The 25,851-nt window shown below is 56.5% G+C and carries 18 protein-coding genes; 3 read left to right on the forward strand and 15 right to left on the reverse strand.

The annotated features are described in order from the left end of the window. Positions 1–35: 35 nt before the first annotated feature. Positions 36–1,076: a phosphotransferase family protein gene (locus H618_RS0109600; protein ID WP_028694872.1), complete on the reverse strand. Its 1,041-nt coding sequence runs from the start codon at positions 1,074–1,076 to the stop codon at positions 36–38. Between the two features lie 162 nt (positions 1,077–1,238). Continuing rightward, complete coding sequence (gene tkt, locus H618_RS0109605; RefSeq protein WP_028694873.1) at positions 1,239–3,236, reverse strand: transketolase; 1,998 nt, start codon at positions 3,234–3,236, stop codon at positions 1,239–1,241. Between the two features lie 419 nt (positions 3,237–3,655). Between tkt and H618_RS0109610 the strand changes: the two genes are divergently transcribed. Then, positions 3,656–4,588 (forward strand): KpsF/GutQ family sugar-phosphate isomerase, encoded by a 933-nt coding sequence (locus H618_RS0109610; protein WP_028694874.1) that lies wholly within the window; start codon positions 3,656–3,658, stop codon positions 4,586–4,588. 119 nt (positions 4,589–4,707) lie between these two features. Here the strand turns inward: H618_RS0109610 and H618_RS0109615 are convergent, their stop codons facing one another. The 6 genes from H618_RS0109615 to kdsA form a co-directional block, all read right to left on the reverse strand. Further along, positions 4,708–5,427: a glycosyltransferase family 2 protein gene (locus H618_RS0109615; RefSeq protein ID WP_028694875.1), complete on the reverse strand. Its 720-nt coding sequence runs from the start codon at positions 5,425–5,427 to the stop codon at positions 4,708–4,710. Next, on the reverse strand, positions 5,424–7,001 hold the full coding sequence (locus H618_RS0109620; RefSeq protein WP_028694876.1) for an aminoglycoside phosphotransferase family protein: 1,578 nt from the start codon (positions 6,999–7,001) through the stop codon (positions 5,424–5,426). The genes H618_RS0109615 and H618_RS0109620 overlap by 4 nt, the downstream gene beginning before the upstream one ends. Continuing rightward, entirely contained in the window at positions 7,001–7,369 is a 369-nt protein-coding gene (locus H618_RS0109625) for an HAD-IIIC family phosphatase (RefSeq protein ID WP_028694877.1), read from the reverse strand. The genes H618_RS0109620 and H618_RS0109625 overlap by 1 nt, the downstream gene beginning before the upstream one ends. Positions 7,370–7,400: 31 nt before the next feature. Continuing rightward, positions 7,401–8,162 carry a hypothetical protein gene (locus H618_RS0109630; protein WP_028694878.1) on the reverse strand — a complete coding sequence of 254 codons (762 nt, stop codon included), beginning with the start codon at positions 8,160–8,162 and terminating at the stop codon, positions 7,401–7,403. Between the two features lie 502 nt (positions 8,163–8,664). After that, positions 8,665–9,951 carry a 3-deoxy-manno-octulosonate cytidylyltransferase gene (kdsB, locus tag H618_RS22415; protein ID WP_081673747.1) on the reverse strand — a complete coding sequence of 429 codons (1,287 nt, stop codon included), beginning with the start codon at positions 9,949–9,951 and terminating at the stop codon, positions 8,665–8,667. A gap of 25 nt (positions 9,952–9,976) precedes the next feature. Beyond that, positions 9,977–10,819 carry a 3-deoxy-8-phosphooctulonate synthase gene (gene kdsA / locus H618_RS0109645; RefSeq protein WP_028694879.1) on the reverse strand — a complete coding sequence of 281 codons (843 nt, stop codon included), beginning with the start codon at positions 10,817–10,819 and terminating at the stop codon, positions 9,977–9,979. Between the two features lie 184 nt (positions 10,820–11,003). On the opposite strand from kdsA, the gene H618_RS21515 reads away from it, so the two are divergent. Continuing rightward, the gene (locus tag H618_RS21515; protein ID WP_050577270.1) at positions 11,004–12,125 is read left to right on the forward strand and encodes a right-handed parallel beta-helix repeat-containing protein; all 1,122 of its coding nucleotides are present in this window, start codon (positions 11,004–11,006) and stop codon (positions 12,123–12,125) included. 190 nt (positions 12,126–12,315) lie between these two features. Here H618_RS21515 and H618_RS21520 read toward each other — a convergent pair whose 3' ends face one another. The 7 genes from H618_RS21520 to H618_RS22420 all read right to left on the reverse strand — a co-directional run bounded on the left by H618_RS21520 (position 12,316) and on the right by H618_RS22420 (position 21,811). Continuing rightward, positions 12,316–12,897, reverse strand: coding sequence for an acyltransferase (locus H618_RS21520; RefSeq protein ID WP_050577271.1), 582 nt, complete (start codon positions 12,895–12,897; stop codon positions 12,316–12,318). A gap of 54 nt (positions 12,898–12,951) precedes the next feature. Next, entirely contained in the window at positions 12,952–16,587 is a 3,636-nt protein-coding gene (locus H618_RS22095; protein WP_161628445.1) for a capsular polysaccharide export protein, LipB/KpsS family, read from the reverse strand. An 89-nt stretch (positions 16,588–16,676) separates the two neighbouring features. Beyond that, on the reverse strand, positions 16,677–17,747 hold the full coding sequence (locus tag H618_RS0109665) for a polysaccharide biosynthesis/export family protein (RefSeq protein WP_028694880.1): 1,071 nt from the start codon (positions 17,745–17,747) through the stop codon (positions 16,677–16,679). A 10-nt stretch (positions 17,748–17,757) separates the two neighbouring features. Beyond that, positions 17,758–18,864, reverse strand: coding sequence for a KpsE/RkpR family capsule polysaccharide export protein (locus H618_RS0109670; protein WP_028694881.1), 1,107 nt, complete (start codon positions 18,862–18,864; stop codon positions 17,758–17,760). 49 nt (positions 18,865–18,913) lie between these two features. Beyond that, on the reverse strand, positions 18,914–19,567 hold the full coding sequence (locus H618_RS0109675) for an ABC transporter ATP-binding protein (RefSeq protein WP_028694882.1): 654 nt from the start codon (positions 19,565–19,567) through the stop codon (positions 18,914–18,916). Between the two features lie 10 nt (positions 19,568–19,577). Continuing rightward, a complete protein-coding gene (locus H618_RS0109680; protein WP_081673749.1) occupies positions 19,578–20,369 on the reverse strand; it encodes an ABC transporter permease in 792 nt (263 codons plus the stop codon). A 629-nt stretch (positions 20,370–20,998) separates the two neighbouring features. Next, positions 20,999–21,811: a CatB-related O-acetyltransferase gene (locus H618_RS22420; RefSeq protein WP_081673750.1), complete on the reverse strand. Its 813-nt coding sequence runs from the start codon at positions 21,809–21,811 to the stop codon at positions 20,999–21,001. Between the two features lie 609 nt (positions 21,812–22,420). Here H618_RS22420 and H618_RS22100 point away from each other — a divergent pair. After that, positions 22,421–25,846, forward strand: coding sequence for a capsular polysaccharide export protein, LipB/KpsS family (locus H618_RS22100; protein ID WP_050577273.1), 3,426 nt, complete (start codon positions 22,421–22,423; stop codon positions 25,844–25,846). Positions 25,847–25,851 lie beyond the last annotated feature (5 nt).

The raw sequence follows: 25,851 nt of genomic DNA on the forward strand, positions 1-25,851 counted from the left end.
CCTACAAAACAAGGCAATTTGTTACAGGATGTTCATCAATCCAGGCACGTCAGCAGATATTCGTACTTTTGCAGAAGCAGCGGCATGCGCTCGCGCTCGCGGTACTCGGCCAGGGTTTCCGGGCGCAGACAGTGGTACAGCGCGGTCAGCAGGAAGATGTAGCGCAGGTTGTGCAGCGCTTGTTCGGAATCAAATTCAGGCGGCAGGGCGGCGCGGTAGGCGTCGATGAATTCGCTTTGTGCAGTGAGGAACATCTTCATGTCCTTGCGGCGAAAAAGGCTGCCCAGGTAGGCCCCGCCGTCGAAGCCGATGCGTCCGACCTTGACCTCGCTCCAGTCGATCACATGCAACTGCTGCTTGATCAGGAACAGGTTCTTGCGCAGGTAATCCATGTGGCAAATGCAGCGTGGGCTGCGTCGGGCCTGGCGGGCCATGTCGCGCAGCTTGGGCACGAAGGCCTTGAAGCGGGTGGCGAGTCCGGCGAAGCGAGGATCGTCCTGCCCCAGGCGCTGCAGCTCGCTGAGGTAGCGGGCGAAGTTGAAGCGTGGGCGCAAGAGGAACCAGGGCCGGTAGAAATCCATGCTCCACAACAGCGGCGCGCGGGATTTGGACTGGGCTTGCAAGTAGCGGTGGCTGAGCAGTTCCTGCTCGGCGATGCCCAGCGCCAGCGGCTTGGCGATGGCCTGCATGCGTGGCGGCTTGCCGCGCAGGTAGGTGGTGAAGATCAGGCTCTCCCAGGGCGTGTCGATGACCCCCAGGCAAGCCGGGTGACGGAAGTGTGTGCTGCCTTCCAGCAGGCCTGTGGCGCGGTGAAAGCGCGCTTCCTGGCTGCCGATGAACAACACTTTGCGAATCGACTTTTCCACCAGTTCCAGTGGCTCACCGGTCAGCGGATCGATGACCTTGTGGTGGCGCACGTAGTCGACGAACGAGGCATTGGAGTCGAGGTCCTCGCTGCTGATGCTCAGCGGCAGATCACCCCAGTGGGGCATCAATGCGCGCAGGCGGTCTTCGAGCGAGGGTCTTTGCCAGCGGAACAGGGTCTTGCGACCCGGCGACAGGGTAAGGGCAGTCATGGCGTCCAGTCCGGCAGAGCCGATTCGGTCCTTTTCTGTGGCGATCAGGAGGGGCAGCAGGCTGCGTCTTAGGGAGGCCGCTGGAGGTGGAAAGTTCAACGGTCAGGCTGAGCATTCGGGCCCGTTCGCGGTTTTAGCCGTAAACGAGCCCAGCACTCAGGCTCAGTCCTCCAGCAACTCCTCAGCCACCGCCAGCACGTTGTCCAGGGTGAAGCCGAACTCCTCGAACAGTGCACTGGCCGGGGCCGACTCACCGTAGGTGGTCATGCCGATGATGCGACCGTCCAGGCCGACGTACTTGTACCAGTAGTCGGCATGCGCCGCTTCGATGGCGATGCGTGCGCCGACTTGCACCGGCAGCACCGACTGCTTGTAGGCGGCGTCCTGGGCGTCGAACACGCTGGTGCATGGCATCGACACCACGCGAACCTTGCGGCCCTGGGCGCTGAGGGCGTCGAACGCCTGCACGGCCAGGCCGACTTCCGAGCCGGTGGCGATGAGGATCAGCTCCGGCTCGCCGGCGCAGTCACGCAGCACGTAGCCGCCCTGGCTGATCTGCGCGATCTGCTCGGCGCTGCGCGCCTGATGCTGCAGGTTCTGCCGCGAGAAGATCAGCGCCGACGGGCCGTCGTTGCGCAGCAGCGCCTGCTGCCAGCACACCGCCGACTCCACGGCATCGGCCGGGCGCCAGGTGTCGAGGTTGGGGGTGGTGCGCAGGCTGGTCAGTTGCTCGATCGGCTGGTGGGTCGGGCCGTCTTCGCCCAAGCCGATGGAGTCGTGGGTGTAGACGTGAATCACCCGCTGCTTCATCAGCGCCGACATGCGCACCGCGTTGCGTGCGTATTCCATGAACATCAGGAAGGTCGCGCCGTATGGCACCAGGCCGCCGTGCAGGGCCAGGCCGTTCATGATCGCGGTCATGCCGAATTCACGCACGCCGTAGAACAGGTAGTTGCCGCTGGCATCAAGGGCTTCGACGCCCTTGCAACCTTTCCACAGGGTCAGGTTGGAGGCGGCCAGGTCCGCCGAGCCGCCGAGCAGTTCAGGCAGCAGCGGGCCGAAGGCGTTCAAGGTGTTCTGGCTGGCCTTGCGGCTGGCGATGGTTTCGCCCTTGGCGGCGACTTCCTGCACGTAGGCGGCGGCTTTCTCGGCGAAGTCGGCCGGCAGCTCGCCCGAGCTGCGGCGCTTGAACTCGGCAGCCAGCTCAGGATGGGCCTGGGCATAGGCGTCGAAGCGCTGGTTCCACTCGGCTTCGGCCTTGGCACCGGCCTCTTTGGCATCCCACTCGGCGTAGATCTCGGCGGGAATCTGGAAAGCCTCGTGGCTCCAGCTCAGGCCGGCGCGGGTCAGCACGATCTCGTCGGCACCCAGGGCGGCGCCGTGGGACTCTTCCTTGCCCTGCTTGTTCGGCGAGCCGAAACCGATGATGGTCTTGCAGCAGATCAGGGTCGGACGGTCGCTCTTGCGCGCGGTATCGATGGCGGTCTTGATCTCGTCGGCATCATGGCCGTTGACGTTGCGGATCACCTGCCAGTTGTAGGCTTCGAAGCGTTTCGGGGTGTCGTCGGTGAACCAGCCGTGCACTTCGCCATCGATGGAGATGCCGTTGTCGTCGTAGAAGGCGATCAGCTTGTTCAGGCCCAGGGTGCCGGCCAGCGAGGCGACTTCATGGGAAACCCCTTCCATCATGCAGCCATCACCGAGGAACACGTAGGTGTGGTGGTCGACGATGTCGTGGCCTTGGCGGTTGAACTGGCCAGCCATGACCTTCTCGGCGATGGCGAAGCCGACCGCGTTGGCCAGGCCCTGGCCGAGCGGGCCGGTGGTGGTCTCGACGCCTGCGGTGTAGCCGAATTCCGGGTGGCCCGGGGTGCAGCTGTGCAGTTGGCGGAAGCCCTTGAGGTCATCGATGGACAGGTCGTAGCCGGTCAGGTGCAGCAGCGAGTAGATCAGCATCGAGCCGTGGCCGTTGGACAGCACGAAGCGGTCGCGGTCGGCGAAGTGCGGGTTGCTCGGGTTGTGCTTGAGGTAGTCGCGCCACAGCACTTCGGCGATATCCGCCATGCCCATCGGGGCCCCGGGGTGGCCGCTGTTGGCCTTTTGCACGGCATCCATGCTGAGGGCGCGGATGGCATTGGCACGTTCACGACGGCTGGGCATCGCTGGTCTCCTGACGATTGGACGGGGTTGGAAAAAGGCCGGCATTCTGGCGCAGCGCCCCAATTACGGCAATCACCAATGAACAATGAGCGGAAGAATTCCGATATGTGAAGTGATCGACGAAAAAAAATGAACCTAATTCGAACAGCGCCGTCACAGCAACACTCCGGCGTAATACGCCAGGCGTAAAGGTAATCCGTTCAGACGTTTTCCTATCTCGCGCTACATTCCGCTGCGCTGCAGGTAACAGCACTCACTGTATATACAGTGAGGTCGCGTATGCGTGGGTGTGCGTTGACTAACTGAGGGCCTGCAGCGTGATCCACCAGTCAGAATTGAACGCTTGTGCTTTGCTCGGTGAAACAAAAACCTTAACATCCGCGGCTTCGCTAAATCCTAGACAGTCTTCAGGGACGAACATGAATCACCTTAACATCGCTAAAGAAGCCCTTATTGCCCAGGCGCAAGCCGTGAATCTGCTGGCTGATCGCCTCAATGGCGAATTCCAGAGTGCGGTCGAGTTGTTGCTGGGTTGTCAGGGCCGAGCGGTTGTCTGCGGCATGGGCAAATCCGGTTTGATCGGCAAGAAAATGGTCGCCACCTTCGCCTCGACCGGTACACCGAGTTTCTTCCTGCACCCGGCTGAAGCCTTCCACGGCGATCTGGGTATGCTCAAACCGATCGATGTACTTATTCTGATCAGTTATAGCGGTGAAACTGACGAACTGATCAAACTTATTCCAAGTTTGAAATCATTCGGTAACAAGATCATTGCCATGACCGGTAATGGTCAATCGACCCTGGCCAAGCATGCCGATATCTGGCTGGATATTTCGGTCGAGCGCGAAGTGTGTCCGAACAACCTGGCACCGACCACCTCCACCCTGGCCACCATGGCCATGGGTGATGCGCTGGCCGTCGCCTTGATCGAAGCGATCCAGTTCAAGCCGATGGACTTCGCCCGTTACCACCCCGGTGGCAGCCTGGGCCGCAAACTGCTGACCCGTGTGCGTGATGTCATGCACTCGCCAGCCCCTGTGGTCACGCCTGACACCACCTTCCACGATTGCCTGCTGGTCATGACTCGCAGCCGTCTGGGCCTGACCGTGGTGATGGATGAAGACAAACTGGTCGGTATCGTCACCGATGGCGACTTGCGCCGTGCCCTGCTGGAAGATGAAACCATCATCAATTCCCTGGTCGCACAGTTCATGACCATCGACCCGCATACCATCAATGAGGCTGCGCAACTGTCCGAAGCCGAAAGCTACATGCGCGAAAACAAGATCCGTGCACTGGCCGTGTCGGATGACGAGAAGAATGTTGTCGGTGTGGTCGAGATCTTCGACTGACACTGGAGCGTCATGAAAAAGGGCTGTTACCGAGGGATCGGTAACAGCCCTTTTTATTGGCCGGTTGCAACCTGCGTCAGTGACGCCGACCCGCTACAGCCTGGTCGGCGCCTGCATACTCACTGTACGCGAGGGTCATCCAGCAACTGCGCGTACTCGTCAGGCGTACCGCAGAAAATCACATCTTCGATGGGCACCAGCTCGTATTTGATGACTTGGCCCTGTTGAATCAGGTTGTTGTACAAAGGCGCAATGTAGTATTCGCCCTGCGCCGTGTCCTGGGTCTCGAAGGCTTGCCGGAAAATCCGATCGAAATCGAGCTTGTTCTTGAAGTAATACAAGCCATCGGAGCAGAGGTCGGAGATACGCACTTTTTCGGTAGTGCGCAGCACGGCGTTATCTTCGCCAGGCTCGACGAACGACCAGTGACTGCCGCCATGGCGGAACACTTCAAGATAACCGTCGCACTGCTCGACCCACTCGGGCTTGCGGAAATCAGGACGGAAGGTGTCGATATTGAAGATGTACAGCGGGCTCGGACTGTCGATGTCCTTGAGCCCCTGATACACGGTATCGGCCTGGCCCAGGGTGTCGGCTTCGAACACGACGATGGAATAATCGCTGATGCCCAGTGCCTTGACTGCCGCCTCGACGAATTGCGGCGCCTCGTAATCGTTGCGTACCAGGAAGCGGAAGTGATCGGTCTTGAAATAGTGTTCGAATGACCTGACCGCGCGTGAGAACACCGTCTCGCCATTGACCAGTAGTTCGTACTTGGGGCGGGTAAAGCCTGCCTTGAAGAACCGGCTACTTTTTCCAACCATGGGGATGATGATCATGCAGAAATCTCTTCGTGACAGTAGCTCAGGAAAATTCGATAGGCGTTGGCGCGCATGGCCAATTGACGATCGGGACGATCGGCGTGCAGCGGGATCATCGAGATGAACAGCAGCACCACGCAAGGCATGATCTGCTTCACCGAGACCGAAGCTGCGAATTGCGTGCCCATGAACGAGCGCTGAATCTGTTGCAGGCGAGCGTCGATGTGGAAGTCCAGTGTGACGCTTCCAGACGCGTCTTCGAGCAGCTCGTAACGTCCGGCAATGATCAGGTCGTACAAGCCGATGACCGAATGAGCCAGTTTGGCCAGGTCGTACTTCTGGTCGCCAAAGATCGAGAAGTCACCCGCTTCGGTCATGCCGCGTGGGTCGAGAATCTTGATCGTTTCATTGCGCGAGTCGTACAGCACGTTGCTGAAGCAGACATCACCGTGCAGCACCGAATCGATGATCGGCAGGCCGGACACCTTGTCGATGCACGTTTCGGCAAGCTCGGCCAGCGATGGCATGGGCTTGCCGGCGTAGGTGAAGGGGGCCTGTGGGTCGATCAGACCTTGTGCAGCCGTTTCCTCCAGGCGCCGACGCGTTTTCGCCCCATACAGCGCCTCGGCGTCGTTGGCCAGCGCTTGACGATCGAGGTCGGCAGGCAGCGCATGACGCATACGGGCAAAGAGGTCCTGGAAAATATCGAAGACTTTCTTCCAGAAGAACGCCGGGTTGCGGCCGTGTACGAACACTTCATTGAGCGGCGATAACGACAGGTATTCCAGGCAGTAAAAGGTGCCGCCCTGATCGTCGAAGGTGTAGTCGATCAGTTGCGGGGTATAGCGTTTCAGCGCAGGGGGGAGCGCCTTGAACCAGCGTGCCTCGGCCTGGATCTTGCGGTTGGGCTGACCTTTCTTGGTCACCAGGCCGTCGGCGATCACCAGCGAGTTGAAGGCACGCTGGGTAGTGATCGAAGCCCTGGACTTGAAATAGGTGTTGACGTGGCCCAAGTCGTTCCAGGCACCCACCAACTTGCCCTGCAAAGGTGTTTTCTGGCCGTAGCGGCGGATCGCTTCGACGAAGTTGCCCCGCGCCAGGCTCAGCGATTGCGTCAGCAGGCGTGGCGATGAAAACGAGAAGAAGCCACACCAGATCAGCTTGTCATCGGCGTCGGACGCCTCGTACTCCCAGCCATAGTCATCGGAGGTGGTGCTCACGCCGATGACATCGGCATCTGCCGGAATACCCTTGATGAAGGTATCGCCGTGCATCAGGCGCACAACGTGTTCGATCTGGTAGTCGTCCTGGGTGTTCAGCACATACAGCACCGACTCGGCCAGGGTGAAACCATCGGGCACGCGCACGACTTTGACGCCCGCGGTTTCGATCAGCAGATTGTCGCCGAGGCTGAGCTCGTAACTTTCCGGAAGCGAGACGACGATGTTGATATCGTCGAGTGTTTCGCGAATGGCGACAATCTGATGCTCCAGCAGCCGTTTGTTCCCCAGTGGCAACATGCACGGAGGAATCTTGCCGTATTCAGCCTGCAGCTCGGGAATGACGTAGGCACCGGAGTTGATGATGATCATTATTTGATGCCTACCAGTGATTTGATCTCGTCGTAGGACAGCCGCTCGAACTCATCGGGGCGGATGGCCTTGTCGTCGACATAGAACCCCTCGTTACCGCACCAGGGCTTGCCGACATAGATTTCATCGTAGGGAATCTCGTGCTTGGCCAGCCACGCCAGAATGATCGGCAGGGTGTTGGCGGTGATCTTGCCAACGTTGCCTTCATAGGTGCGCATGTTGCGGCTGGTGGAGATGACGATGTCGAAGCCCATCTGTTTGTAGGACTGCAGCTTCTCGCGGATATTGGGACGCAATGCGGCATCGGCGTAGCTACCGGCTCCTTTGGAGCAGATGGTTTCGTCGAGGTCCATGATGATTCGTTTCATAAAAGGGCTCTAGATTGAGAGTCGACAGAAGCTAGCCACGCTTCCCATTGATGTAGACCAGGGAGCGGTTGTTTCCAAAGTTCAGGTCCCACGGAGCCGGACGCACGACGTGGTCGACGTTGCGTGGGCCATGCCACGCCTTGCCTTCGAATTCAGGAAAATGCTTGGCGATGTAATCTCGGGTGCGTTGCTCGCGTGCTGCACTTGCAGAGGTTCTGTCCTGGCGCGCCACATTGACCTTGAGATCCACACGGTTGGTGGGAATGCCTTGGTCCAGAAAAAACGCCCTGATCAGTGGGCTGGCGAAGAAACCGTGACTGTTGCCGAATTTGCGCGAGAAGTTCAACAGCCAGTCTTCCAGCGTCAGGAAGTGCGCCATGGTGTCCGGGCTGCCGAAGATAAACTGATCGCTGCCGCCACTCAATGCCTTCACGTAGTTCATCGCATCTTGCTGAGTAGCGTTGTGGAGCTCTTCGAGGGTGAAGCTGCAGTCAAGATCGAATCGGCAGCGCACCACCAAGTCGTAGTGCTTCTGCAGCGCCACAGAGCAGTCCTGCATCAGCTGAATGGCACGTTTGACACCGTACCATTGGTTGAGGATGAAGAAGTCCGGGAAGCTATCGGTGAAATCTGTGAGGATGTTTCGCTCGTTTTCCAGCTGCTCAGGCTCAGAAATGAACTCGTAGCCCACAAGATTGAAGCCATGCTCTTCGAAGGTGGCGAGCAGGGTGTCGTTGTAGTCGCTGTGCCAAGTCGAAAAGTAGAAGTCAGCGTCACCCAGTGCCTGTTTCATTTTTGATGCGACGCGCGCAAACGTCCTTGGGTGACCACTCAAGCACACAGCTATTTTTGTCATTGCATATCCCTAAAAACTTTGATTGCCAGTTGCTCCGAGCTCGCGAAGTCCATGTGCTCGCGATCGGGCTGAGATGACGGTCCGGATCGGGTCGAGAATCCCGCCAACGAGGCTGCCTGGGCGGTCCAGCGATCCCGAGGTACAGCGCTCGTCATTGTATTGGTCCTCGTCTCGCCACTCGAGTCACTGCCAGTAGCATGGTCGATAAAGCCCGTTGGAGTCTCCCCAGGTCGTACTCTTGGAGAGAAAGCGGACGCATGAGGTTAGTTCACTGCTTCTCTCATGACCAGTAGTGCTGGAGGTGGCCACTTCGACCCAATGCCGACTGTGCGTAACCGCTTATGAGCCAGAGCTGTAGACACTTCGCTGGCCCAGTAACAGCGGTTGAGCTGTTCTTGAGGCCAGCACTGTGTCGGCAATGCCCCTGTGTCCCAGACTGCTATTGAGCCATCTTTGCCATGACCTTGGCATATCCCGAGGCCGTGCTCAGCACCGAAGCCTTGCCTTGAGCGGTGAGAATCGCGTCAGCAAGTTCTCGGAATGCCCCATGCCCCCCGGCGGTGGCCAGTACGTTGGTACTGGCGGCCTTCACGTAGGATGGCGCATCGGCGACCGCATAGGACATTCCACAAGCGGCGAAAGCGGGAAGGTCGATCGAGTCGTCCCCAATACAAACGGTTTGCGCCGCCGTGACCCCGGCCTGAGCAATGAGTGACTCGCAAGCGGCAAGTTTGTCTTTGACACCAAACTGGCATAGTTCAATACCCAGGTCAGCCACTCGCTTGCGCAGTGTCGCCGAGTCTCGGCCGGACAGCACCGCAACGCGGACGCCGTTCTCCTCGAGCATGCGCATTCCCATGCCATCGCGGACGTGGAAACGCTTCAGGCATTCACCGCTGCCGTCGTAGAAAATGCCACCATCGGTGAGCACGCCGTCGACATCCGTTATGACCAGGCGTATATCCGCCAGGGAAGGCTTGGCGGGCCTGCCAAGGCCCGAAATGATCGCTCTGACTTCCTCCAGACACTCAGGCGTATCGACGCCAGGACCGGTGGGCTCCACTTGGTATGCGCGAATACGATAGCCGGCATACATCAGACGCAGTTGCTCCAGCTTTTCGGCGCCTTCCATCATCGGCTGCTCAAGGCTCGAGTATTCGGCCAGCACCTGTCGCCGATAGGCGTAGACACCGACATGTTTGAGAAACTGAGCGAATTGCGCATCGCGCGGGTAGGGGATGGGGGATCGGCTGAAGTACAGCGCGTTACCGTTGGCAGCAAGCACCACCTTCACGGTATTTGGGTTGTTGGCCTCTTGGCCATCGATCGCATGGCACAGCGTGCCAATCTGCACGCTCACATCACTGGCCATGCCTGCTGCGAGTGTTTCGATGTCGCCGGGGCGCACTAGGGGTTCATCACCCTGAAGGTTGATATACACATCTGCATCGACATGCTGCATGACTTCAGCGAGGCGGTCGGTACCTGAAGGGTGATCGGCTGAGGTCATGACGAACTTCCCACCGAACTGCGTCACGGCGTCAGCTACCCGCTGGTCGTCCGTTGCTACGACGACTGTCGAAACGCCTGCAACTTCAAGCGCGCGCTCGTAGACATGCTGGATCATCGGTTTACCGGCAATGTCCGCAAGCGGCTTGCCAGGCAGCCGTGTAGACCCATAGCGTGCGGGAATTACGATGGCAATACGTGGTTGTTCACTAGCCATGCTCACAATCCTTTCCGTGCAGAAATCAAGCGATGTTCAGAGGGGCGAACGACTTGATGAGGTCATCCAAGGCCTTGATTTGTGCGAGGAATGGTTCGAGCTGAGCCAGTGGAAGCGCACTCGGGCCATCGCACTTGGCCTGCTCAGGGTTCGGGTGTGCCTCCAGGAACAGGCCGGCCAGACCCACGGCCATACCGGCGCGTGCCAGATCCACGACCTGTTCACGACGGCCGCCCGAGGCTGCCCCAGACGGATCGCGTTGCTGCAATGCGTGGGTCACGTCGAAGATGATCGGCAGATCGTCACAGGTGCGTTTCATTACGCCAAAGCCGAGCATGTCGACAACGAGGTTGTCATAGCCCATGCAGGTGCCGCGGTCACAGAGAATGAGCTGGTCGTTACCGGCTTCCTTGAATTTGTGAACGATGTTCTGCATTTGCGAGGGGCTGAGAAACTGAGGTTTCTTGATATTGACCGGCTTGCCGGTTTTGGCCAGAGCAGTGACGAGGTCGGTCTGGCGTGCAAGGAAGGCAGGCAGCTGCAGAACGTCGGCCACTTCGGCAACCGGCGCGCACTGATAAATTTCATGTACGTCGGTGATGACAGGGACGCCGAATTCGGCTTTAACCTTCTCGAACATGCGCAGCCCTTCCTCCATGCCTGGACCACGGTAGGAATGGATCGAAGACCGGTTGGCCTTGTCAAAGCTGGCCTTGAAGACGTAAGGAATGCCGAGCTTCTCGGTGACCCGTACGTATTCAGCACAGGCGGTGAGTGCCAGATCGAGCGATTCGAGAACATTGATCCCGCCGAACAGAACGAAGGGCGCGGAATTGGAGCACTGGATAGTCGGCGAAATTTTGATCATAGGGACACTGTATGTTGAGTAAGTGGATTGAAAAAATCGACTGATTGGAGGGTGACAAACGCAAAAGGTTCGAACCAGACCGGGAGAATATCACCCTGGGCGATAGTCCTACAATTCGGGCTCAGGTGTGGCAGTTGGCCTCGCTGAACTCGCACAAGTAATGAGCTGATTGGAGAAATTGGAAATGCGCAAGATGTCTACCGCTTTAGCTCTTTCTGCAGGTGTGCTGGCGTTGTCGGGCCTCTCCGCGCCCGCCGTCGCCAACGACGCGTGCGACCTCAGCACGATTTCAGTCAAGGGTGAAGTCAAGCTCAATGGCCAATGTACTTATCACGGTGGGCTGCAAATCAGACAGAGCAACACTTCTCTGGATTGCAACGGAGCAACGCTCGTCGGTGACAAGGGGGATAAATTTGGCATCATGATCAAAGGGACGGGAATCAACAACATCAAGGTCTCGAATTGCAGGCTGTTGGGTTATGACACCACGCCGATCATGATCATGAGCGGCGAAAAAAGCGATGTCCTGTCAGACATGCGTGAAGAGGGGTTTCTGCGGGCTCCGTACAATGTCGTGCTGGACAAGATAACTATCGAAGGCACCCGAGGTAATGCGGTGCATTTTAATGGCTACGTCAACAACTCTGTTTTAAAAAACTCGAAGATCATCGGATCGCGTGGAGTGGCGGTTTACCTCGGTGGCAGCACTCGGGGCATCACGTTGGAGAACAACGTATTCTCGATGAACGGTGGCGTGAATGAAGCCAAGCAGCGCGAGGCCGTTGCGGTGGACTCATCGGCACGTAACATCATCAGGGATAACAAGTTTGTGGGTAACGCCGCAGGTGGGATATTTCTCTACAAAAACTGCGGCGAATACAGTCGCCGTCCTGGGGCAAAGCTCAAGCTAAGATGGCAGCCAGCTGATGACAATCTGATCACCAGAAATACGTTCTCTCATGAAAAGATAGGGGTGTGGGTCGCGTCCAGGCAGAGCAAGGATTTAAGTCGCCTTAAGTGCGGAGATCCCTCGGTCGATGGCGCAGGAAAGTTCTATCGGGATTATGCAGACAATAATGTAATTACCGACAATTTCTTCTGCAGTGTGAAAACGGCGGTGCGCATTGAGGGGGATAATAACCGCTTGGCCGGCAACATGTATGACATTGCCACCAAGCGAACGGTACTGATTCCGTTTGCCGAACGTCCCAAGCCCGACGGTTCCGTATCCAAGGGAAATGTCTTGGATGACAGCAGCAACCGACCCGGGGGGATCGAGAAGTGTGACGGCATTCAATTTAGATAAAATTGTTGGCGCATGACAGGCTGATGGCTAGTTCACCAGCCCAGTCAAGCGCCGGGATATCGATGCTTTGACACACTCCGCATGCCTTTGCGATACGCAAAGGCATGCGGACATTAGCGTCTGTTAGCGCAAAAATAGCCTCGATCGTCACTCGATGGGACACGATCGTTCCAAGCGTGCTTGGGAATGGTTACAGACGTTTTTCATTCCACGACACGTTCGACTTCAGCACTTTTGCTGGTATGCCTGCTGCCAACGAGTTTTCAGGGACGCTGCGGGTGACAATGGAGCCTGCCCCTACGATAGAGCCATCTCCAATCGATACTCCCTTGTAGATGTAGACGTTTTCTGCAAGCCATACACGATTGCCGACCTCGATTCCGGCATCGGGGTTGATCCGGCTATTGGTCGTGAGGTCGACGATCGAGTGCATGTCAGACGTTCGGATTCGGACGTTAGCGAACAGGCATCTCTCGCCGATGGTAACCGAGGTGCCGTCCGAAGCGAGAATCCAGCAAGGTTTGTTGAACTTCGTCCGAGCGCCGATCTTAAGCGTAGACTTGCCTATAACCCTGAGGTCTCCGGTCAGTTTGCAACCGTCCCCCAGAATCACGGTGCCACCAGATTCTGAGAAGATCAGTTTGAAATTGGCAAGTCTGACATTTTCGCCAATCACGACCTTGGCGCCTGTACCCTTGAACTGAATTACACACTTATCATTAGTGATGGGGGTGCCGATAATTTCGTTGCCCTCAAGATTGATAACTTTCATCGCGTTCCCTGTGCTTTAAAAAAGGGCGCCTTTGAGGGCGCCCGTACGACAATTCTACTTCTTTTTCATTGCAGCGATGTAGCGAACCACGTCTTCGACTTCTGCTGCAGCGTTGGTCTCAGGATTGAAGTACCGGCTGCTCTCGATGTACGCGAAATGGAACAACTCCTCGACCGTGCGGCGACGCGTTCGAGAGGTGAGTGACTGTTGGTCGGCCGTTGCCCCCCATCCAGCATAGAAGGGCATACCATAGCAATGAACAATTTTTCCGGCCATCAGCGCTTCGAAGCCCATGCCGGAGGTCATTACATACACTTCATCAACCACATCAAACAGCGCGAATGGGTTGATGTCATAGAGAATCGGGTAGACATTGCTCATATGCTGCGTGAACGCGAGCTTCTCATTGCTGAAGTAGCTCGATTTGCCGCCTTTGATCGCATCAGGGTGCTGTTTGACAAGGATGTCGCAGTCGCTACGCTCACGGCAGACTTCATGGATCATGCGATTGAATGCTTCTTCCGAGCCTAGTCCGGAGGCTACCGATTGGTCGCCAAAGCGCTGATCTACCAACAGTAGTTTTTTTCGCCCAGGCGTGCCTGCGAGCATCGGGATGTCGGGTGCGTGGTTGTACTTCGAGATCCGCTCTTTGACAATCAAATCGATGGCATTACGACTGCGCTCCAATTGGGCCGGTGTCAACTCAGGACCGTTTTCCAATAGTCGACTGAGCCTGGAGATCTTGTTCGCATCATAGTAGGCGGTGGTGTCGTCAAGGATCACCGACAGGCCTGGCTCCTGAGCCAAGCCGATGTCGCGAGAACGGATGAAGCCGTCCTCAAGATAGACAGTAGGCCGAGCCAAAGTATGCGCCATCGCGCGCTGCTTGCTTTTCCCGACGTTTTCGGTGATCCCCCACTGGAAGAAGATCTCGGTAGACGCCAGGTTTTGAATGGTGACGTCTTTACTTGTAGTGCTGATCAGTGTTCTCGCGCGGAGCATTGATTGAACATGCAGCTGGGTGGTCCGCAGCGTGGCCGCACTCGAAGGGATAGCAACCACATCCAGTGGTGCCTTGGCGAACAGCCGGTCAAGCGCATCGGGTTTTCGTTGTACCAGTCCGTGTTCAGCAACGCGCTCCAGTTCACTGATGATCCGGCTCGTGGCCTGGCCGTCAAACGTTCCGATGCCGAACATGTTCGACGCCCATTGCATGCCTTCATCCGTAAAGGTGAACGTGCCGTCATTGAACTGAATGATGTAGCTTTCGAGGGCAGCGACGTCTTTTGCCGCAGGAATGCCCGCTTTCTCCCAGATCTGATCGAAATCGATATATTTGATTGACAGCGCAGGTCGGCCCATCAGCCGCCCTTCAAACAGCATGGTGCTGTTGATCGAAGTAATGATGTCTGAATGGTAGAGCGTTTCCTCTGGAGAGGTGAGGTAGCAGTGACCCTCGTCGATCGCCACGTGCTCAGCATCTGAAAGCACTTTTCGTGTTGCGCCGCCCAAGATGTCTTCCTTGTTAGGAGGTAGGCGCACCAGCAGTTGCATACCGAGTTTACGGGTAACTGCCTCAAGATCAATGATGGCCTTGCGTTGCGAAAGAAGTGCGATCTTTTTATCCAGTTGCGAATCGAGAGGCTGTGTCGCGAAAAGAATGGTGCGCTTATCACTCTTCAAGCCGTACAGGCGACAGAATTGTGCACGTGACAATGCCGGTTGATAGCTCGTGTAGATATCAAACTTCGGTGCACCAACACTTTTGAACAGCTGATCAGGATAGCCGCGCTCGGTGAAGATTTCACGCTGCATGCCGCCCCAGCCCAAAATTAGATCAGCAGAGGGGACAGAGGCTTTGGAGGTAATGTCCCAGTAATACTTTTCGCGATCAACAAACACGGATTCGTGAGGAATCAGGATTCTTGGGATATCGAGTTCTGAACATACGTCGGCGATGATCCGCATGGCTGCGGACCAATCGAACGTGAAGACCACGGCCTTGATTTTGCCGCGAAGAGGTACCAGGCGGTTGATCAACATGCGCCGATACAGCGCTGGGTCTTCTCGGGTCATGCGCAGTACAGACTGCCGAACACCTTGTTCATCAATGCCCCGGATGAAGTCCAGGGGGGCAAACTGATAATGCTCACTGTTCGTCACTTTTTGAATCAGCGCATCGCCATGCCCTTTGATCCACGGTACATACAGGAAGATGGGCTTACTATCACTCAGTGCGGCTTTCAGTTCAGCGCCTGGATAGGAGTTGAACCAGTCTGGCACCAAGGCTTTTGCAGCAGCCGGCGCGGCGGGCTTCACAGGTGGTTTGGCGGGAGCCGTTTCTGCCACTTTCGCAACAGGCTTGGCAGGTGCTTTCACTGGGGCTTTGGCAGGTGCTTTGGCAGGTGCTTTTACTGGGCCTTTAGCAGGTGCTTTAGCGGCAGGCTTGGCAGCTGGTTTGGCAGGGGCCTTAGCCGGAGTTGCAGCTTTGGCTTTGGCTGCGGGTTTGTCATTCGCTGGTTTAGTCGCCGCTCCAGTCGGAGCCTTGGCAATTGCGCGAGCGGCGGCGGCAGACGACTTCGCCTTGGCTTCTGATAGAGCGAGTTTTTCAGCATCTCGCGCTTGCGCCATTTTCACCAGGGCGTCTTCAATCTTCAGAGGTGTGCCGTCTTCGGCATCGTAGTACTTGCTGTAGAGAATATACGCAGCTGCAAACACTTCCAGCGCCGTGAGTTTTCGCGTTCTACGTGGGTTGGCCTGGCGATCATCGGTCAACCCCCAGCCGGAATAGAACGCACAGCCCAAGGTTGTGACTGTAATGCCTCGCAGCAGAGCTTCGAATCCGCCCAGCGAGGTAACGGTATAGACATGGTCTACGTCCAGAAATGCTGGTGGAAGGGGCGTGTCTGCTTTGAGGACTGTGGAGATTTTCTCAACTTCCGCCTCATCGGAGGGCTGAAGCTTGTACCTCGCCGAGTCTGGGTGAGGCTTATAGATAATCTGGGCGTCCGGGTTTTCCTGGTGGGCCAGGCGGATGAGGTCCATATTCGAGATCGCTGAGGTGCAGCCAAGCCGCACATTGGCATCATCTTCGACTTGCCCCAGTACCAAGATGCGCTTTCTGATCTTGGCGCCGTAGAGTGCAGTGATCTCGTGCTCACCCACGCCATTGTATTTGCTGATACCCAACTCGAGCATTGAGTCAAGCGCATTGGTCGCGCTTTGCATCAGTGCAGTATCCGCCTGAAAATCATGGCTGCTCAGTACCTGTTCGAGCTCAGAGGCGGTCTGTGCATCGTAATAGGGGCTGTGGCGGTCGAACGTCAGCGAAAGCGAAGGGGTTTTTTTTGCGCCAATGTCCACTGAGCGTATGAAGCCTTCATCAACGTAGGCGATGGCTTTGCCTGATTTGCGCGCTTCTTCAACGATGAAGGCGGGCGCATTGCTGCTCCACACCAGGAGATCGGCATTGGGGTTGTCGAAAACCTTTCTTTTCCAATTGGCGTCGAAATCCTGTTTGGAAATCGTCGCGTCGATAAAGGAGAGATTACGGTCAGGTAGATACTTGCGCAGGTATTTCTTCCATGTGCCAAAGCCCACTACGTAAGTAGTGGGAGATTGTTCTTTTTTTGACTTGAGGCTTTTGAAGAATGAACCTGGCGAAGAGAGAAGCGTATTCAGTGAGCTCATGCTGATGCCTTTTTGTAGCGTCCAGGGCCGAGGGGTCGCTCGGCCCATATCCATGTGAGGTCTGCGGCTTAAATCGGCTCGAAAGGCCCTTAAAGCGCGTTGACGGTACGTCCAAGCACCAGAGTTTGTACGATAGGGGCGATGATTTTTTGCCATTCGTACACTGCAGCGTTGGTGACGTAGATAGTGTCATCCGGTTTTATGGCAATCTGACGTGCATAGAAAATGGCGGCCGGATCGCGCATGTTCAGGCGAAGCACAAGCGGCTTTGCATTAGGGCGCTTATCCATGCGGAAGATAAACACACCCTCAGGATTGGCATTGGACTCCTTCAAGCCACCCACGGTCCCGAGCGCGTCGAGCAGACTCGTGTTCTGGCTAGGTAGGTCTTTGAGTCCAGGCTCCCCAACCGCGCCCATTGCAACGAAGCGCTGCTGAGCGCGGTCGAGCACTACCTCTGAGTTAGGCGGCAGAAGCATGTTGTTGCCCGCCAGGACTTGCTCGTAGTTGTACTGTTTGACCTCGCGACCGTTACGCACTGTCACGTTTACTAGGTGCGGTTCGATCAGCGGGCCGCCGGCCTGGTTGATTGCATCGAGCAGGGTCAAAGGGCCCTGCAGCGTACTGAAGCGCCCAGGTGTCTTGACGGCGCCTGCCACCAGAACAGAACCAGACAAGTCGCCAACCAGTTCGATGTGTGCTTGTACGTCTGTGGTAACGCCTTTTAACTTGCGGCGCACCATGTCTTCGACCTGATTCAGTGTCATGCCGGCGACAAATTCACGACCTACATAGGGCAGTGACATCATCCCTTGAGAGTCGATTCGTGCCTTGAGCTGAGTTCCCCCGGACGCCAATGGTGCGAATAAAGCCGCACCCTCCGGGGCCGTATCAGCGATCAGTACGTTAAGGGTGTCACCTGGCATCAGGCGTGTTTCAGGTGACAGCGGCTTCGCGACACTGGCGATGGCAGGCGCAGCTGCAGCCTGCATATAAGGAGCGATCGTCGAGGCATTGATATCGATCAATGAGTAGGTCGGGTTCTTGTCCTCGATCGTGCCCTTTGTCGGCCCTGCGCCGGAGAGCGTGCCGCCGCAGCCGGTCAGGGCTAGCGTGAGGAGGGAAAACGCCGCCCACTTACGATTGAGCTTTCCAAACATATTGAGGGAGTTAGTCACGATGATCCTCGATCGAAGCCAGAATGAAGCGGGTGATGCCATAGAGCATCAAGAGGCCCAGCAAAATAGTCGCCAAGTTGTACCAACGCTCGGGGTAGATCGCCAGTTGAGGTGTGTTGGGGCTGACGACCGTAACAAGCGTACGAATTTTTTTGCTCGCCTCGATGCGAGCATTGTCCAGCGCTGCGACCGCAGTCTTGTAGCTTTCCTCAGCCATGCCTGTGTCGAGCATCAGTTGTTCATAGCGTGAGGCGACGACGTTGAGCTGAGCACCGTCAGGAGATGAGACGAGTGTTCGCTTTTCCTTGGCCAATTGATTAGTCAGTGAATTGACCTTGGCTTGCTGCTGACGGACCTGAGGCGCATCCTTGTTCAGCTTATAGGACATTTGTGTCAGGATCGCTTGTTCCTTGGTGTACTGACTCTCCAGTTCAGCGATGATCGTTGCTCGGCTGGTTGCAGTGGTTGCCCCGTCAAGTACTTTGTTGTCATTTTGGAAGTCAAGCAGTGCCGTCTTGCGTTCGGAATACAGCTTGCGCGCAGTGCCCAGCTCGATTTGGGCGAATCTCATCTGCTCACGAGCGATTCTGTGGCTGACCTCGTTGACAAACTGCTCGCTCGCTTCAAGGATGACCTTGAGCATCTGCTCAGACAGTTCGGGCCTGAATGCCTGCACTTCCACGCGAAGCAAGCCAGTCAGCTCGTCGAAGTGCGGAATCACCATACGCTGGTAGTAGTTGAGCAGCTCTTCCCGCGGCGTATCCTTTTCCAGCCAGAAGAACATGTCGCCGTGCTGCTCTGAGTACTGCTCCACCCAGTGAATGCGGTTCTCCAGAAGCATCATCATTTCTGTAGATGCGATAAATTCTCGCAGGTACAGCGTCTCTTCTCTGGAAACCGGATTGGTCCCGGAAAGCAGCATCGCCAATCCCGGCGCTTGCGCGGCTGCGTTATTTGAGTCCTGGCGGACGACTACCTGCGCATAGCTGACATACCGATCGGCAGCGAATACGAAGTAGTAGATCGCCGCCAAGATCATCGGGATGCCGACCATGATGATCGCTAAACGCCAGCCCTTGAAATTACCCACTTTGCTCATGCCTGCAAGATCCTATGGATGAAACGATGAAGCTGATGAAAGGCGCAGATCATTTCTTGTACGCCTTGATGCCTTCTGCGACGTCTTCGTAGATATCGATCTTTCCGTTATTGACGAAAAGTACGATGTCGCAGAGCTTCTTGATCTCCGACATCGAATGAGTTACTACGATGATGTTCGAGCGTTGGAGCTTTTCCTTGAATACTTCCTCGCAGCGGCTTTTGAACTGGGCATCACCGACTGACATCACCTCGTCGATGAGGTAGTAGTCGAAGTCGAAGGCCATGCTCAGGCCAAATGCTACCCGCGAGCGCATACCCGAAGAATAAGTTTTGATGGGTTCGTCTATCCAATTGCCGATGTCCGCAAAGTCTTGTACGAAGCGAACCTTCTCCCGCATTGCCTCACCTGTCGCTCCGTAGACGCGACAAACAAACTTGATGTTTTCTCTGCCGGTCATGCTGCCTTGGAATCCCCCCGACAGCCCGACGGGCCAGGAGATGCTGCGGTCCGTGACGATCGTGCCCGAATCAGGGATGTCTGCTCCACCCAGCAGGCGCATCAAGGTTGACTTGCCGGCGCCATTACGACCTATGAGACCAATATTTTTGCCTGGCGGCAGAGCGAGGCTGAGGTCGCGGAAGACGTACCGGCGTCCTTTGGGTGTCAGATAGGACTTTGTGACGTTTCTTAGTTCGAACACAGGTAGGTTCTCACCCGTTTTTAGTAGAAATGAGGTGCAAGCGTCGAGCGCGGTACCCGCCGAGCGATACGAATACCAAAATGGTTGCCCATTCGATGACATACCTTGCAGAGATGCCGTCTACCGTCTGATAGTAAGGCACCACTTCAAAGCGGATCAGCTCAGTCAGATGTAGAAACGGGTTATAGATCAGATACGGCATCAACCATTGTGGAAGGTAAGACGCCGGGATCATCACGCCTGAGATGAAGAACAGAGGCAGAAATGCCAGTCTGATAACGGATTTGAGGCTGGGCATCGCGTGGGTGATCAGCGCGAGCAGCATGCCGAGCCCGAAAGAAAAGACCAGTCCGAGTGTCAACACGGCCACCCACTCCAGCGGGTTGCTGACCCTCATGTCGTAGCCAAACCAGGCGAACAGGAATACCAGGATTGCGTAGACCGTAATGCTGAGACAGGTCTCGACGATCATTCGGGCAACGTAGGTGTCGAGCGGTTTGATTTGCTTATAGCCGAAGAGCGAGCGGTTTTCTCGCAGACTGTCCATCAGTCGCAGAGCGATGTTGCGATACAGTAGAAACGGGGACAGGGCAATCAGCACGAAGACGGGATACTCCACATCGGCAACCGTACGGTTGCGAATCTGTGACCAGAGCAGAGTGAAAACCAGCAGGTGGCAAATGGGCTCGGCTAGTGTCCATGCCGCACCCATGCGGCGAGCGCCGAAGCGCGCACGCGTCTCTCTAAGGACGAGTGCGAACAGGACGGAAAATTGTATTTGCAGAGGGGAGCGAGGCTTCAAGATGCGTACCGCGATGCAAGGTAGCGCGCCTTAAGCACGCCAGGATTCATCTTCAGATAACCCCCTGTTTCACTGGCGCCAACCAGGTATTACAGGACGTTTCCGTGTGCTAAGGCCCGTGAGGTTAAGCCTCTGACATTGGGATCGTCAAGAAGTGCCGCGGTTCTGCCGAGCCTTCGCTGCGCTTTTATCGGAGAGGGGTAGCGCCCGGCGAGCGCTATGTGGCAGACCTGCGCTCGCCAACCTGCATGTGCTTGCTCGGAACGTCGAGTCCGAGCATCAGTAAGTCCAAATACAACCCGTTGTCTGCGTGTGGTCTATGGGGTCTGAATTTAGGCCTTGTCTGGAGAGTTCCCGTCCCGCAAAGGCTGCGTTAAAAAAAGCTTGGAATAACCATGCGCCCAATGAACTCAACATTTTCGCCAGCTTTAGTCCTGCCTCACCGGCGCCTCAAGAGTTCTCGTACAGTGCCTTGAAATGCTCTGTGAGACATTTCAGTTCTTGGCATCTGCTTAAAGGCAACATGACTTGGCCGAGCACATGGAGTAGTCGATCTCTAGCTGTCAGTTGCTTGGCGCGGAGCGCAAACAAATCATGTTGGTGTGTCTTGTCAATTCTGTCGTTGTCTTTTATTGAGAGCCAGTATAGTCCCATAGCCTCAGTCGCGAGGGTTGAAACACCGGTAATTCATTTTTCGAGTCACAGATGGAGGCGGCAAATTTTTCAGGTTTACTCATGTCGAACTGATGAATGATGTCAGGTGCATGCTCCCACCATTTCGATTCCTCCATGAGAATCCTGACTTCTTCAGGGAATCTGAATTTAATATGCTTTGCAGGATTGCCGCCAACTATTTCGTAGGGTGCTACGTTTTTAACAACCACGGAGTTCCCAGCCACTACAGCGCCATTGCCGATCTTGATGCCTGGGGAGAGTACAACATTTGATCCGATCCAAGCATCATGTCCAACCTCAATGGGATCAATTTTTTGAGGTACAGGCACCGGATTGAAGCCCGGAGTTTCACCCTTGAGGCCCAGTTCCTTAACAGAGTGCGCTCGCATGATTTCACGTTTCCAGCGGAACGAGGCGCACGACATCACCGCTGCCTCGATCGGGTGACGAAAACCCATAGTTGTGAGGCCGCCCGCAACCGAACAATAGCGCCCGATTTTAGCGTCTAGAGGAAACGCTGACACGACGTCGCAAAACGAACCCGCAGCATATAGAATATTTCCTGCGCCATTGACACTGAACGGCTCTATTTCGGTATTTTTTTTGCTCATTACCGCGCCGCCGATTTTCCAGCGCCTGTTAAATTTGTCCTGCCTGTCGCTAGAGTCTCGGCTTTGGAATATGGAGAAGCTTTCGAGCAGTTCCAGGAGCTCACTATTTATCGTATACCTGACAATGTCTTTTTTAATTGCGGCAACTTCAAGCATCGTGATCCCTTCGACTTAACTGGTTTCGATAAAATGTGAGGACTCTACACGAAGCCGTCGTCTTCGCCAAGCCGCACTGCTGCAGTGCCAACCTGATGTCTCTATCTGCAGATTATGGTGGATCAGGTCTCGATCGTTCTATTTGCCAACATGGCGGGTAGGGTATGTGATGGTGGCAGTTTCTGGTGTGTTCGAATCCTTCAGGGTTTGTGCTTTTTACCAGCCGAGGCGGCTTGGCCTGAGTCGAGAGAACGATTCCAGCAAAAGAGCCAAATGGGGCTTGCTCGTTGTGGCAGGCATCTGTTGGGGCTTGGTTCGGAAACGCGACCGATGGTGCGCTGGCATGTCTGGTCAACCCGCCCGATACCATGCTGGGTCAGAACGTTTTTGTGTCTTCGTTGTCTTGGGTCACGGTACGTTGTCCGCCGCTTTTGCAGAGCGATATGGCGTTGCTTTAAGCCCGGACCGCCATTCGGTCGCGGGTGCTCCAAGCAGTATGTCCTGGTTTTCGCGCTTCACGTGCGCTAGACCATGTCACAACGCAGCCTTTAAGATGGCTGATTAGGCGCGTTAATCACAGTAGCGCATCAGAGAAAAGGGATGCTTCAAATGGGCATTGGCTCGACGTTATACACTGCACCGAAAAGACTGATTCTCAACGCACTGCGTAGCGCGCGTCAGGGTTCTGGCATTACCCATACCTACGTGGTGGGTTTCAGTAACTGGAAGCAGTATCTGAGGTCTTATTTTCCTGACCGAGAGTTTCATTTCCTGCCCAAGGAAATCACCGCGCAAGGCTTTAGCGAGCAGTGGTCGAAAAAAATCCTCAAGCGCGCCAACGCCGAGTTCTTTGTCTGGGGATATAAAGCCCCGCAGTTTATTTCCGATTTTGCCGCCGCGCATGGCAAGCCGGTGACCTACGTCGAAGACGGTTTCATTCGTTCAGTAAAACTCGGGGCGTCGTTGGCGCCGGCGCGTTCGCTGACCTTGGACAAACGCACCCCATATTTCAATGCCCAAGCGCCTTCGGAACTGGAAGAGCTACTGCAGAATTATGACTTTAGCGCTGACCCGGCCCTGCTCGAGCGGGCCAAGAAAGCCATCGTCGAAATGCTCCGGCTCGGCATCAGCAAGTACAACAGCGCGCCCTCGGTCGATATGCACAAGCTCTACGGGGCCAAGCAGGGCAAGCGCGTGCTGGTTCTGGGGCAGGTCGAAGACGATGCGTCGATCCTGCTGGGGTGCGAGCGCAAGATCACCAACAACGATCTGGTCCGGCTCGCCCACAGCGAAAACCCTGGCGCGCAGATCATCTACAAGCCGCACCCGGATGTGCTGTCGGGCAAGCGAGCGATGCAGTCTGACCCAGCGGACGTCAAGAACATCGCCTTGATCGTCAAGAAGGACGTGCCGATGCCGTTGTCGTTCCATGAGGTCGACCACGTCTACACCATTACCTCGCTGGGCGGGTTCGAGGCTCTGCTCAGAGGCATCAAGGTCACCGCGTTTGGTTGCCCTTTCTATGCGGGCTGGGGCGTGACCGACGATCGTCAGCCCAACTCGCGGCGCACCCGCAAGCTCACCGTCGCAGAGATCTTCGCCATCGCCTATTTGCGTTACGCGCAGTATTACGACCTGACCACCGGTCAGCAGGTACAGCACGAAGATGTGGTGCAGGCCATCGCCAAGGAAATGGGTGGCATTCCACGCTCGATTTCCAGCGGTGATTCGACCGCCGCAGCACCTGCTACCCAGGCGGCGGCGAAGAAGAAACCATCGTCTGCCATTGCGCACTCCGACAGCGTCACGCCGTGGTTCAACCCTCGTCCGGGCCCGCAGTTGCGCGCCGCGCTGGAACAGGACAAGCCGCTGTTCCTGTACATGCCCTGGATCGCTGGCCACGGCGATGCGCTGCTGGAAAAACTGCGCAATCCAGAAGCCTATGTCATGGCCGGCCTGGATATCGTGCCCAACGTCGATGCACCGGGCGTGCGAGTGGATGTCATGCGCTTTGCCAACAAGCATCCGGCGGTGTTTCGCAAGATGCTGATCAACCGCCTGGTGCCGATCCGTAACAGAATCACCTGCATGCTGTTCACCTTCGATTGGCTGCCTGCCATGCGCATGCTCTCGTCGGTGTGTGAAGAGCTGCAGATTCCGCGCATCCTGATTCCCCACGAGTCGGTGTTCGTCGACCGCTCCAAGTACTACTGGGACAGCGCCACTCACGCCAGCACGCCGCTGGCCGATCAGGTGCTGGGCTGGGGTGGTTTGCAGAAGGAGATCTTCTGTGAGCGTGGCTACCCTGAAGATCGCTTCCTGACCGTCGGAGCACCGAAATTCGACGGTCACGCGACCTACTCGCCAGTGCTCAGTCGCGCGCAGTTCTGCCAGATCTTTGGCCTGGACCCTGATCGCAAGATCATCCTGTTCGCGTCGCAACCGCTCGACTCACAAGTCGAAATGCGCGCCGGGCAGCAACTGCAGCGTAACGCCATCGGTGATCTGCTCAGCGTTGCCGATGAGCTGGGTGCGCAGGTACTGCTGCGCATGCCGCCGAACAAGATGGACATTCTCGATGACGAGTTGCGTCAGCAGTTCTCGAGGCTTGGCGGCGCAATAGACGACGGTGCCTACTACTCGGTGCCGCCTGAGGAGGCGCTCTACCACAGTGCGCTGGTGTCCTCGATCAACAGCACGATGCTATTCGAAGCGCTGCTGATGAACCGTCCCGCGCTGTCGTTGAAGTATTTCGAGTTCGAGCAGATCTGGGCGGACGCGGGCATTCCTGCGGTGGTCGATATTGCAGGTCTGCGCGAAAGCGTTGGGCAGCTGTTGAACGGCGACTGGCAGCGCACCGAAGAAGGCATGCAGTGGGCCGCACACATGTTCGGGGTGGGAGCATTCGACGGTGGGGCTGCCGGGCGAATCAAAGCCCACTTGAGCGCGCTGGCGCGCGACCCGCATTCGTTGCAACTACGCAGCTCGGCGGTCGAGCGCCTGTTCCGCCGCGAACCCATCGACGTGGTCGCCATTCCCAGTCACAACGGTGTCATCACCGGTATCCAGAAGTACGTGCAGCCCATGCTTGGTGCTCGCACACTGCTCAGCACCCGTGCCGACGAGGCAACGGTCGACAAGTTCTCAGGTGTGGATATTTTCTTCCAGTGGGGCATTACCGAGTCGACGCGCAAGAGTCGCCAGCGCGACTGGGCGAAAAGCCTCGGCAAACCTATCGTCTACATCGAAGACGGCTTCATCCGCTCGCTGGACATCGGTCTGTCGCAGGAACCGGGCATGTCGATCATCATGGACGACAAGACCTCCTACTACGACGCCACCAAGCCTTCGCGCCTAGAACAACTGTATGAATTCGGTCCGCAGCTCAGTGCAGGGCAGGTCAGCCGAGCCCGCAGTGCGATCGATCTGATCGTCAGCAGCCGTGTGTCGAAGTACAACCATGCGCCTGATGTGCCATTCAATCTCGGTGAAAAGGGGCGCAAGAAAGTCTTGTTGGTCGACCAGCGCTTCGGTGACCAGTCGGTGGCTTCGGGTCTGGGTGACGAAAAAAGCTTCGAGTACATGCTTCAGGACGTGCTAACCCACCGCTCGGACTGCGACATTCTCATCAAGCAGCACCCGGATGCCATCAAGGGCGGCAAGTCGAGTTATTTCAGCAACGAGCGGCTGGCCATTACCCAGTACATGGACAACGTCTACCCGATCCTCTTCGATATCAACCCGTTCGCGCTGTTCGACATCGTCGATGAGGTCTACGTGGTGACCTCCGGCATGGGCTTCGAGGCGCTGATGGCGGGCAAGACCGTGCACTGCTACGGTGTGCCCTTCTATTCCGGATGGGGCTTGACGGTCGACCAGAAGAAGCTGGAGCGACGGACCCGCGAGCGTAGCCTGGAGGACTTGTTCCACTTCGCTTATATCGAGTGCAGCCGCTATTTCCACCCTGGCCTCGATCGCGTCGCCGAAGTCGAAGAAGTGGTGCAGTACATCAAGGAGAAAAAGGCCGAGCGATGATTGCT

The organism is Pseudomonas cremoricolorata DSM 17059 = NBRC 16634, from assembly GCF_000425745.1.
In the GTDB taxonomy this organism is placed as follows: Bacteria; Pseudomonadota; Gammaproteobacteria; order Pseudomonadales; family Pseudomonadaceae; genus Aquipseudomonas; species Aquipseudomonas cremoricolorata.

Coding starts and splice junctions, on each gene's coding strand:
- H618_RS0109600 (WP_028694872.1), bottom strand. CDS start 1,076: ATGACTGCCCTTACCCTGTCGCCGGGTCGCAAGACCCTGTTCCGCTGG.
- tkt (WP_028694873.1), bottom strand. CDS start 3,236: ATGCCCAGCCGTCGTGAACGTGCCAATGCCATCCGCGCCCTCAGCATG.
- H618_RS0109610 (WP_028694874.1), top strand. CDS start 3,656: ATGAATCACCTTAACATCGCTAAAGAAGCCCTTATTGCCCAGGCGCAA.
- H618_RS0109615 (WP_028694875.1), bottom strand. CDS start 5,427: ATGATCATCATCCCCATGGTTGGAAAAAGTAGCCGGTTCTTCAAGGCA.
- H618_RS0109620 (WP_028694876.1), bottom strand. CDS start 7,001: ATGATCATCATCAACTCCGGTGCCTACGTCATTCCCGAGCTGCAGGCT.
- H618_RS0109625 (WP_028694877.1), bottom strand. CDS start 7,369: ATGAAACGAATCATCATGGACCTCGACGAAACCATCTGCTCCAAAGGA.
- H618_RS0109630 (WP_028694878.1), bottom strand. CDS start 8,162: ATGAAACAGGCACTGGGTGACGCTGACTTCTACTTTTCGACTTGGCAC.
- kdsB (WP_081673747.1), bottom strand. CDS start 9,951: ATGGCTAGTGAACAACCACGTATTGCCATCGTAATTCCCGCACGCTAT.
- kdsA (WP_028694879.1), bottom strand. CDS start 10,819: ATGATCAAAATTTCGCCGACTATCCAGTGCTCCAATTCCGCGCCCTTC.
- H618_RS21515 (WP_050577270.1), top strand. CDS start 11,004: ATGCGCAAGATGTCTACCGCTTTAGCTCTTTCTGCAGGTGTGCTGGCG.
- H618_RS21520 (WP_050577271.1), bottom strand. CDS start 12,897: ATGAAAGTTATCAATCTTGAGGGCAACGAAATTATCGGCACCCCCATC.
- H618_RS22095 (WP_161628445.1), bottom strand. CDS start 16,587: ATGAGCTCACTGAATACGCTTCTCTCTTCGCCAGGTTCATTCTTCAAA.
- H618_RS0109665 (WP_028694880.1), bottom strand. CDS start 17,747: ATGTTTGGAAAGCTCAATCGTAAGTGGGCGGCGTTTTCCCTCCTCACG.
- H618_RS0109670 (WP_028694881.1), bottom strand. CDS start 18,864: ATGAGCAAAGTGGGTAATTTCAAGGGCTGGCGTTTAGCGATCATCATG.
- H618_RS22420 (WP_081673750.1), bottom strand. CDS start 21,811: ATGCTTGAAGTTGCCGCAATTAAAAAAGACATTGTCAGGTATACGATA.
- H618_RS22100 (WP_050577273.1), top strand. CDS start 22,421: ATGGGCATTGGCTCGACGTTATACACTGCACCGAAAAGACTGATTCTC.